Annotated in this window: 8 protein-coding genes; 3 read left to right on the top strand and 5 right to left on the bottom strand. The window is 68.9% G+C overall.

Annotated elements, in window-relative coordinates:
• Positions 1 to 222: 222 nt before the first annotated feature.
• The gene (locus ACQKM2_RS40265) at positions 223 to 567 is read left to right on the top strand and encodes a hypothetical protein (protein WP_427719054.1); all 345 of its coding nucleotides are present in this window, start codon (positions 223 to 225) and stop codon (positions 565 to 567) included.
• Positions 568 to 804: 237 nt separating this feature from the next.
• On the opposite strand, the gene ACQKM2_RS40260 is transcribed toward ACQKM2_RS40265, so the two are convergent.
• Positions 805 to 1,395, bottom strand: coding sequence for a hypothetical protein (locus ACQKM2_RS40260; protein ID WP_427719052.1), 591 nt, complete (start codon positions 1,393 to 1,395; stop codon positions 805 to 807).
• A gap of 784 nt (positions 1,396 to 2,179) precedes the next feature.
• On the opposite strand from ACQKM2_RS40260, the gene ACQKM2_RS40255 reads away from it, so the two are divergent.
• The gene (locus tag ACQKM2_RS40255; protein ID WP_427719050.1) at positions 2,180 to 2,788 is read left to right on the top strand and encodes a hypothetical protein; all 609 of its coding nucleotides are present in this window, start codon (positions 2,180 to 2,182) and stop codon (positions 2,786 to 2,788) included.
• A gap of 178 nt (positions 2,789 to 2,966) precedes the next feature.
• Here the strand turns inward: ACQKM2_RS40255 and ACQKM2_RS40250 are convergent, their stop codons facing one another.
• Entirely contained in the window at positions 2,967 to 3,263 is a 297-nt protein-coding gene (locus ACQKM2_RS40250; protein ID WP_427719048.1) for a hypothetical protein, read from the bottom strand.
• A 275-nt stretch (positions 3,264 to 3,538) separates the two neighbouring features.
• On the opposite strand from ACQKM2_RS40250, the gene ACQKM2_RS40245 reads away from it, so the two are divergent.
• Complete coding sequence (locus ACQKM2_RS40245; protein WP_427719046.1) at positions 3,539 to 4,435, top strand: helix-turn-helix domain-containing protein; 897 nt, start codon at positions 3,539 to 3,541, stop codon at positions 4,433 to 4,435.
• 250 nt (positions 4,436 to 4,685) lie between these two features.
• Here ACQKM2_RS40245 and ACQKM2_RS40240 read toward each other — a convergent pair whose 3' ends face one another.
• From ACQKM2_RS40240 to ACQKM2_RS40230, 3 genes are all read right to left on the bottom strand, one after another.
• Positions 4,686 to 6,878, bottom strand: coding sequence for a hypothetical protein (locus ACQKM2_RS40240; RefSeq protein ID WP_427719043.1), 2,193 nt, complete (start codon positions 6,876 to 6,878; stop codon positions 4,686 to 4,688).
• A gap of 788 nt (positions 6,879 to 7,666) precedes the next feature.
• Positions 7,667 to 8,128, bottom strand: coding sequence for a hypothetical protein (locus tag ACQKM2_RS40235; RefSeq protein WP_427719042.1), 462 nt, complete (start codon positions 8,126 to 8,128; stop codon positions 7,667 to 7,669).
• Positions 8,129 to 8,410: 282 nt separating this feature from the next.
• A complete protein-coding gene (locus ACQKM2_RS40230; RefSeq protein ID WP_427719039.1) occupies positions 8,411 to 9,682 on the bottom strand; it encodes a hypothetical protein in 1,272 nt (423 codons plus the stop codon).
• Positions 9,683 to 9,875: the final 193 nt, after the last annotated feature.

Raw genomic sequence — 9,875 nt, 5'->3', positions numbered from 1 at the left:
CCCCCAGGCCATGCGATCGACAGGGGGAGAAAGTCATGCCAACTCCGGAGGCCGGGCGCCCCATTGCGGGGCCACCAAGAAGGTAATGGGGGGGGCGGAAGCGATGACGCGTCCAGACCTCGGCGAGTCACTGCCTGGCGTCTGAGTATCCGCACTCATGCCGTCGGCTGGTTGACGGGCAAAGATGTGCGGGTCCTTGACCTCGATTCGCAGGAGGCCTTGATGCGTCCGATGGACCCGGCTCGTGTGGTGCCCGCGTATCCGTACGGCCCGCCGGCGCCCCGGCGGCGGCGCCCGCACGGCGGGTGGTACGCCGTACCGGCCGTCATGACGCTCGGCGCGCTGCTGATCTCTCTCTACGGCGTCCTGTGGGGCCTGGCCGCGAGGACGGCCAAGCACATCGTGTGCGACTCGACCACGAGCTGCGCCGCGTCCCCGTACGAGGCGGCCTACACCACCCCCGGATGGCCCGGCTGGACCTTCGTGACGGGCGCGACGCTGCTCACCACGGCACTACTGGTGTCCGCCGGACTGCTCGCGGCCCGCCGCAGCGGCTCCCGCAGGTGACCGCGTGAACGACACTGCCGGGATGGAGGACTGGTCCTCGTCACCTGCGCGGCGCTCACCACCATCGTCCTCGTCGTCTTCGGTGGCCTCGCGGCCCTGCTGGACCGGTCCTAGCGGTGTGACCGGAACGGTCACGAGGCCGGGGGCACCAACGGCATGAAGCCGGGCCGACGGCGCCGCCCGCCCAGAAGGCGAAGACCAACAAGGGCGACAACCCGGCCGGTGGCCGCCACCGCGTCAGCCGAGCGGGAGTTGGAAGAACCGCGTCAGGAACCGGCCCGGCCACGAGTAGAGCGCGCCACAGAACGTCAGGTTCCGGGAGTAGGTGGCCTCCAGCAGGATCGCCAGGCCGATGTCCATGCCGTCGACCCGGCCCTGACACGTGCCCGCGATCCGGCGCGGGAGGCGCCATTCCGAGCGGGTCACCGTCACGGATGCGCCCTCACGCCGCAGCTCGTGCTTCTTTCGCCCGCCCACGGACAGGTACCGGTACGAGCGTCCTGCGACGTCGATCCGCAGGGCGCGGCCGTGCCGGCTCACGGCCAGGCTCCGCCGCTTCACCTTGGCCTCCCAGCCATCGGTCTGCAGTTCCATTTTGGCCAGGCGTGGCCGCCCGCCGTATTCGATGCCGCGGAAGACCATCGACGGTATGCCCTGCCCCACGACTTCGGAGGCGTAGTAGGTGCCGTCGTACAGCGACTCCACCGGGTAGCGCAGCTCCACGGGATCGAAGCCGTCCACCGTCCCGGACCACATGTGCGTCGCCATCCTCCCGGCGTACCCGTGGACTCCACCCGTGTACGCCAGCTCGAACCGACCCGTGCTCATTGATCTCCCTCTGTGTCACAACGCCGACCAGTACACCAAACAACGCGAGCTGCGCCGCTACGCCTCTGGAGGCCGACCGGGAGCCGGCCTGGCGCAGCCGCGGCCTCTTCCGTCGCCGCGGCTGACCGCGACGCCCGCCGGGCAAGCCCAAGGGGAGGCTGGGCAAGCCGCCCCGCGCACCGGCTTACCCACCCGCCGGAGCGGGCCGGGCGGTCATCGGCCACCGTCAGCCCCGGCTGCCCGGCGAGGATGCTGGGGGCCGGTGACCGATGACCGGTCATCGGCGCGGTGGGAGTTGCACGGACCGGTCACGGGGCTGACGTGCTGTTTGACCGATCGCGGGTGCCGGATCGGTCGCGGTCGGCCGTGGTGACCGGTCGCGGGGCTGGCTGGGCAAGCTCAGCATGGCCTGGAGGTGTTCGATCGAGCCACCGGGCAGCCACATGCTGGGCCTCAGCCGGATCTGCTCCAGGAAGTCGTACGCGTCCGTGCAGTCCCGCTACTCAAGAACTGTCGAACGGGCATGGGGAGGGGTTCCCACACCGAGTCGTCGGTGTAGGCCCAGGCGGCGTCGGTGAGCCAGCCCAGTTCGAGCTGGTGGTCGCGGGCCAGGGCGAGGCCTTGGCTCACAGCCGACGAGCAGGCGCCGGTCCGGACCGCTGCTCGTCGGCCACTGCGCGCCGAGCGCGGCCAGCGCGCGGGCGGCGGCCTGCTGCCAGTCGGTGTCGGTCCAGCGGCCGTCGGTGGCGTCGTCCGCGGTGCGCAGGGTGGAGCGGATGAGGGCGTGGAGGTGGTGGGGCCACAGCGCGAAGGGGTCGTTGCGGACGAAGGGCCGCTCGACCAGGCGAGCGGCTGCGGAGAGGTGGGGCAGGCCGGCGGTGGTGGTGGCCAGGGGGAGGTCGAAGGCGTCCAGCAGGCTGACGGCGCGCAGGAGGTGGCGTTCGTCGGGGGTGAGGTCGGCCAGGGTGTGGGTGAGCAGGGCCGGGAAGTCGGTGCCGAAGTCCGCGGGCGCGGGGGTGCGGCCGGTGCGGCGGAGGTCGAGGAAGCGCAGGACGGCGAGGTCGAGGTAGAGGGACAGGCGTCAACCCGACCAAGGTGGTACGCCGTGACCGGCCCCCTCACCCCCGAAGCCCCCACATCCCAGCCGCTCCACCAGGCTGGCGGAGACGCAGAGCAGGCCGAGCGCACGGTGAAGAAGGTGATCCGCTGGTACAACGCCCGCCTCACCGAGGCCCGCGACGGCGGCCTGGACTCGGAGACCATCGAAAGGCTGTGGGCAGGGCGGGAGCGGGCCGTGGACGACCTGGACCGGCTCGAGGAGGCCGACGAGGACACCACGGTGCAGATCGCCGTGGCCTACGCCGCCCGGCTCAAGGAACTGACCGGCAGCTGACACCTCGAGCGGCCCGGTTCCCCGGCTAGTGATCGACGCGGGTCTGGACAGTGACGGCAAGGAAGCCAACACCGTGGCGTAGCCGGATCATGGAGTCAGGCCGGAGGCCGAGTGCCGGAGCCGGGTGTACGGGCAGGCCAGCGGCCCCGCCGTACACCCGTCGCTTACCGGCCCCCCGTCAGCACTGGTAAGCGTAGTTGGCGCGGCCGTCCGCGCCGTCCCAGTGGATCGTTCCGGTCCGGCCCGGGTTGATCCAGATGCAGCCGGGGTCTCCCGTCCAGTCGATCTGCACGGAGGCGCTGATGGCGTAGCCACAGGTGTTCTTGATGTAGGCCGTGCCATAGCTCTGCCCTGTGAGCTGAGCACACGCCAGCGGGGCGGCCGGGGCCGCGACCGCCGGAGCGGCCGCGAGGCCGGACAGCATCAGGGTTCCGGCGGCGGCTGCGGCCGCCCGGCGTAAGGCCTTGGACGTCATGACTGGTCTCCTGTCGGATCGGAGTACGAGGTACAGGTCGAGGTACATGTACGGCTTCGAGGTACACGGCGTACGAGGCGCGCGGCGTGGCCTGCGCGGGGCCCGGGGGACGGCCGGAAACCAGCCGCTGTCCCCTGCTCCGCCCGTTCTGTCCGGTCCTCGCCTTCACCACCGCGCGCTTCGCCACCAGACTGCCGGGCGGGCCGGACACCCGTCTTGTACGAAGGCGCACCGCGTTCGACGGGCCGGCGGCCGGCAGAGGGTGGGGGGACCGAGTGACAGCGGACAGAGCCGAGCGTGCCGCACCGGACTGGTTACGGGGCCGGGTGGTGAAGTACTGCGGATACCGGACGCCGCCGGGAAGCCCGCCCAGGCTGACGCTGCCCGCCGCCACGGTCACCCTGGTCCTGGGCTGGGGCGAGCCCTTGTGCACGTTCGCGACGCGGGCTGGTCCCCCGCTGCGGACCTCGCGCTGCGTGGTCGCGGGCCTGCACACCTCGCCCGTGCTGGGCGGCTACCGGGGCTCCGGGCAGGCGATCGAGGTAGACCTCACGCCGCCCGGGGCCTACACGTGCCTGGGGATCCCGCTGGCCGAACTGGCGGGTGTACGGGTCCACGCCGAGGACGTGCTCGGCGACGACTGGGCGCGGCGGCTCACCGAGCGGCTGGCCGAGGCACCGGACTGGGACGCCCGCTGGGCGCTGCTCGACGCGGAGCTGGGCCGGCGGATGGCGGAGGGGCCGACGCCGTCCCCCGTGGTGACCGAGGCGTGGGACAGGCTGCTCGCCCGGCACGGCGGACTGACGCTGCGCCAGCTCGCGCAGCAGACCGGCCGCGGCGGCCGCCGTCTCCAGGCGCTGTTCCGCGAGCAGATCGGCCTGCCGCCGCAGACCGTGGGCCGGGTGCTGCGCTTCCAGCGTGCGCTGACCCTGGCGGCCGGCCGCTCGTACGGGCACCCGGGCGGCGGCCTCGGTCCCGGCAACCCGGGCCCGGCCCGGTCGCTGGCCGCGCTCGCCGCCGAGTCCGGCTACTACGACCAGGCCCACCTCAGCCGTGACTTCCGGGCCCTGGCCGGACTCACGCCGACCCGGCTGTGCGATCTCGTCGACGATGCCGCGGCCACTCGAGCGACGGTCGTCGACGGCCGCCTCACCGGGCTCTTCGCGCACTGATGCCGGGCGGTCCGGACGGAGGGAAAAGGGAGTGCGGGCTGCGGTGTTCGGCTGGCACTCGCGGGTGCTGTTGGCTGATGAGGTGGCTTTGTACGCGTCGAAGACGCAGATCTGGCAGCAGTTCGGAAGTCACGCTGGCCGTCGGCGCCGAGCCGTTGTTGCCTTAAGGGCGGCGAAACCCTCACCCCGGACCAGATGCTCGCCTCTGAGGAGGCCCAACTGGTCATGCAGGCTTCCCGCGTCCACGCCGTTAGGCGGTGTGAATGGAGCAGTCACTGGCTCGTTGCAGAGGGATGTTCCCGTTGATCCTCGGCTGCAGCGGCAGTGTCCAGGCCGTGCGGATGCCGTCGAGCAGCGTGCGTGCGCTGTATGGAGAGATCCCCAGTTCCTGCCGGGCGTCGGCCAGACGCTGAAGGTCGCCTTCGCGGCCGAATGCCGCGGCAAGGCGGGTGCGTCGGTCCAGGCCGTTGGTGCTGAAGATGTCGAGCAGGGTCAGGGAGAAGTAGGCGTAGGCGGACGCTTCCTCGATGAGCTGGCGCGTCGTGTCGACCAGGTCGGAGTCGGCGGTGGTGTCCGGGTGGTCGGCACTGCCGTAGAAGGCGAACCGCTCGAGGCTGGGCCGCAGGCTGATCTCGGCGCACGGGCACGGAAGCTGTAGATCTCGGACTAGTGTGCCGAACGAACCGAGGATGGTGCTTGTGCTGCGTGAGAACTGGTGCTTGCTCAGCAGAGTCCGGAAGCCGGCCAGTGTCTCGGACAGCTCTTCCAGGATGAGGTGCCGTGAGATCTCGGTCAGCTCGTGCGACTGCGATTTCTCCTGCATCTCCAGGATCTGCAGGCCGTAGCGCAGGAGATCGCGCAGGCCGCCGCCCGAAAGGGCGTGTGCCAGCGCTGCCGCGTAAGGGCTCGTCAGCGTGTCCGAGCGGCTGGAGAGGATCTCCTGGGACTCCTTCAGGGTGCTGGGCTGGACATGAAGGATGTCGTCGAGGGAGCTGTCGGTGACGTCCCGGTGCGGCAGCCCCCGCCGGACGAATGCCGCCCCGACGTCCTCAGCCACCGAGATCAGGTAGTAGACGTCCGGCACGCCGAGGATGGCCTTGATCTCGCTGAGGAACGCGAGTGCCTTGGTGTCGGACCCCAGCCGGTCGACTTCGTCGATGGCGATCACGACGACCTCCCCCACCCTGGTCTTCTCCGAGGCGATGAGCCCCAGCAGGCGCCGGAAATCATCGACAAGCTCAGGAAAGCTGACCGGCATCGTCGAGAGCGAAGAAGTGTGGGCGGTGCCCAGAGTCAGGACCTGGGCGACCGAGCTGTTCACCGCGTTCGACGACGACTGGACGGTCTGAAGCCGGTAGAGGTAGTCCTGACAGCGCTCGACGAGTGGGGACTCGGCAGGGCGCGGCTTCCACAGCGCGACCTTCATCAGCAGTACCGCGACCACGAAGCCGACGAGCCGCAGCGGGTTCTCAGAGTCGGAGATCAGCGCCCGGATCTGGTCGTTGCGCAGGACAAGAACGAGGAGCAAGCCGCCGACGAGATACGTGACAGGGCGGAAGACAGCCCTGGCCGAGATCTCCCGGTAGCTGATCCAGACGCTGCCGTCCGACTTCGAGGCTGCACGACAGCCCTCCCAGACCAGGAACAGGACTCCCAGGATGACTGCGGTGCGGATCTCGAAATGCCGGAGCACGAACAGGATCTGTTGGTCGGTGACCAGGTCACGGACGAGCAGGGCGAACAGCAGAACTCCCATCACGCCGACGAACACCACCGGAACCTGGAGCAGAACGCGGACGACCCCAGCCCTCCGCCGTCCCCGCCACCACAAGATCCCCGCCACCGCAACCAGCACACTGCCCGCCACCGAGTGCCCCTGCCACAACTCCACCCCACCGCCGCGCACACGGCTGAAGACAACGTCCACAAGATGAGCCCCGGCGGCAAAGTTGTCGGCATACACCGAACGCACCGACGCTGCCGAAGCCACCACCACCAACGCAGCAGCCGGCACCGCGAACAGAGCCCACCGCCCCACACGCTTCACACCGGCCCTGACCCGCCGGCCAAGCCGGGCAAGGGGCGACAGCCGCGTGAACTGGGGCACCGGCTTGCCGCGCGTGCGGATATAGGTCTGGCACAGGCGCACCGACAGCGACACCAGGAAGTCCTGCGGGGCGTACGACGCTGGCGCCTGAGCAAGCACGCCGAAATCCGCCTGCCTGACGGCTGCCTCCAGGAGCGTAGTCTTCCCCGAACCCCGCGGACCACAGACGGCGATGGTCCCGCCGTCGATCTGCTGCACCTTGCGCTTCAGCTGCAGAAGTGCAGCGTTCTCCACCAGATAGTGGGCAGCTCGCGGCGTACGCAGACCGTCTTCGTCCTCGCCGCGGATGAGGAGGGAATCAAGATCCTCTCCCAGCATCTCCCGGACCAGCACCACAGCCGAGGGCCCAGTCCCCTCCCTCTGCAGAGTCCCGGCCCATTCCACCGCGCGAAACCCTGCACGGACACGGTGCCTCAGCCAGCGGTACTTCGAAGCTCCCGCCCGCAAGCACTGCCACAGGTTCACCCACACCGTGCTACCTCGAGAGTGCAACCAGGCCAGCACACCCGCCGCCAGCACAAGCACGACCAGCGCAATCAGCGGACCACCCCACACGACCAAGGTGAAAACGCCAACCGCCAGCACCATACACACCGGCCGCCAACGCCACTGCGCCCCGTCCACCAAGCGCTCGTGAACACGCGCGGCCTGATCTAACTGGGCACAAGCCCTCTCAAAACGGCCCCGAGTGCGGAGCCGATCAGCACACCGCCCAATCACCTCTCCGCGATACGGCTCCGCGCACATGCGTTCCAGCGCTGCAGAGTGAGTGACCCCCTCGCGCCGATCCAGAAGCCGAGCAGCCTTCTCCTCACCCAGAGCAGCACTCGCACACCGGAAGTAGATCCGTTCGGAATCCGGCGCAGAGAAGAAGTGTTCAGCCGTCTCAACCCAGGCCTCCAGCTCGGTATCCAACGTCCCCATCGCTCGGCCTTCCCCCCGCATTGAAAGAACCAGCGGATGGTACGCCCCGACCAACCAGCCCACGCCGACGCGGCCAGAAACAACCGGCCCACAACCGCTACCTGGCGAAAAGCTGACACACGACAGAGGCCAGCCCCTGCGAGGCTGGCCTCTGAAGGCGTAACGACGTCCATCAGCCGAAGACGCCGTCCACGCTCTCGCTAACGTCCACGCGAGCTCCGCAGCTGACGTTCGAGAACGTCCACGCGCTTGTTCAACGAGTCCACGGTCGCTGTCGCGATCGTCCCGCCGAACTGCTGGTTGAGCTGGTGATGGATGAGCGCGTGCGGCGTCTCCGTGATCCGGTTGAGCTGCGCGACGAGGCGTTTGATCACCCGGCGTACGCCCGTCTTCTGTGTCGTGAGGTCCTTCTCCGGCTCGGCTGTCGGCTGAGCCGGGATCGTCGCTGTCGCCGTGGTCAGGAGCTTGCTGCCGGTGACGATTCGGATCGCCGAGGCCATCTGCGCCGGCGTCATCGTCGGCGGAGCTCCGACGGCCTCCGCGACGTTCTTCGCCCGGATGAGCTCGTCCTCGCTGTACGACTGCCCGCCGTAGACCGTCGAGTGATGGAGAGCCTCACTCGAATTGATGGACTGCACGAGATCCAGCTGCAGCCGGCTCACCCGCCGCGCGCGCCGCGGCGTGCGCGAGCGCCTCGTCGAACGGGGCCACGCACGGGCCACAGCCCACACCCCACCTCCGCCAGGCCCTGCCCCACGGCGTCCGCGCCCCGGCGACGTACCGGACGGGGAGCCGGAAGGCGTGAAGAAGGTCATCGACGGCTGGCTCGTCGTCATCTGGCCTGTGCCGCCGGACTGCGATCGAGGCTGACGAGGGCAAGAGACGCACGACGCCCTCGCTGCACCACTGGTGGCCCGCTGGCCAGGCGGGCCACTTCGGCTGTTCTACGCGGTGGTGCCTTCCCGGACCGTCTCGCCACGGGCATCCCATATGGCCCACGCCGCCTTGGACTTCTCGCCCTGCGGACTGTTCCATCGCATCGCGTTGACCTGGCGGTTTCCCAACACCGATCCCCGAATCTGGCCATTCGCCTCACACACGAGCAGCAGGGTCGCCATCTGCTGGTCGGTCATCGCGTGTACCAGGCCGTTGAGCACCTGGAGGACGGCAGCTCCCCCCTCGTACGAGTGCGCATCTGCAGCCAAATCGGTGAGGGAAGGAATGAGCCGCGGATCGGGCTTCTTCCCGAAGTTCTCGCCCAGAAGGTTGGCTGCCCCTCGGAGCGCGCCCGGCTGGACAATGTCCTCGAGCCGCGCCAGCAGCATCGTGTCGACCGGAGCGAAGGGAAGCGGTCCGTGGAAGAGCAGGTGCTTCTCGACCAGTTCCACAGCCTTCACCACGCGCAGCAGTTCTTCCAGCCGGCCCCGCGTTCCGGAGTGCAGCGCGTCCCACGTGCCTGGCACGTAGCAAAGCCCGGTGGCCAGAGCCATGAGGCCCTCATCAGTGAGCTGGTTCTGCGCCGACCCGAGGACGGAGCGCAGCTGCTCGTCGAACATGGTGGGCGCGATCTTCTGTAGCTGCCGGGCGGTCCTGGTGTGCCGCCAGCGCCGTTTCAGCGGCTGATCGGCCTTCAGGGTCTCCTTGCACACGACCTTGACCAGGTTTTCCTGCAGCGCCTTCGTCCCGTGGTCCATGTAGCTGGCCCGCAGGTGGTCGTTGAGGCGTTCGTCGTCCTCAGGGAACGACTCCGAGTCGATCTCCAGGCCGAACCGCTCAAGCGCTTTGCGGCCCGTGACCGGCGGATGAGACAGCAGAGCGTCGACCGCGGTGGCCAGATGGGCGCGGACGAGTTCCGGCGAAGGCGCGAAGAGTTCCTCTCCGCCCGGGATGAAGGCCGGGTGGGCGCAGAGGTGGCGGTCCAAGTAGAGGCGGTCCAGCTCAACCGCCTCGCGGGCTCCGATCAGTTCCAGGCTCTTGTGGGCATTGTCGACGAGCTCCTTCTCGAACTTCTGCAAGGCGCCCACCTGGTTGTCGGCGCTTGCCTTGTCAAGAGCGTCCCGGAGTCGTACCGCGTTCCCCTCACCCTGGTCTGCCAGAACCCGGATCTTGTCGATGATGTCCGCGGCCACCGCGATCCAGATGGAGATCAGCGCCGCACGGTAAGCCCCTGCACCGTACGCAGCCACCGCTTCTTCCACGTACCGGCGCGAGGTCACAGACCTCACCTGATTCCGTACATCCTCCAGAGCTCGCATGCCCTACCCCCTTCAAGCTGATCACCAGACAAGCAGGGTAGACGAGAGGGTCACACTAACTAGTAGTGCTTTGTTAGGTGGTGTCGTAGGTCTGCCATGGGATGGTTTGTCGGCAGGTGGGGCAGGTTCCGGTCCAGGTGGCGATGAGGTGTTG

This window comes from Streptomyces sp. NPDC004126 (assembly GCF_050275515.1).
In the GTDB taxonomy this organism is placed as follows: domain Bacteria; phylum Actinomycetota; class Actinomycetes; order Streptomycetales; family Streptomycetaceae; genus Streptomyces.
This window is presented reverse-complemented; position numbering and strand designations above follow the sequence as displayed.

What these genes read in the sequence shown, in the direction of transcription:
- ACQKM2_RS40265 (WP_427719054.1), top strand. Translation starts at nt 223, where the DNA reads ATGCGTCCGATGGACCCGGCTCGTGTGGTGCCCGCGTATCCGTACGGC.
- ACQKM2_RS40260 (WP_427719052.1), bottom strand. Translation starts at nt 1,395, where the DNA reads ATGAGCACGGGTCGGTTCGAGCTGGCGTACACGGGTGGAGTCCACGGG.
- ACQKM2_RS40250 (WP_427719048.1), bottom strand. Translation starts at nt 3,263, where the DNA reads ATGACGTCCAAGGCCTTACGCCGGGCGGCCGCAGCCGCCGCCGGAACC.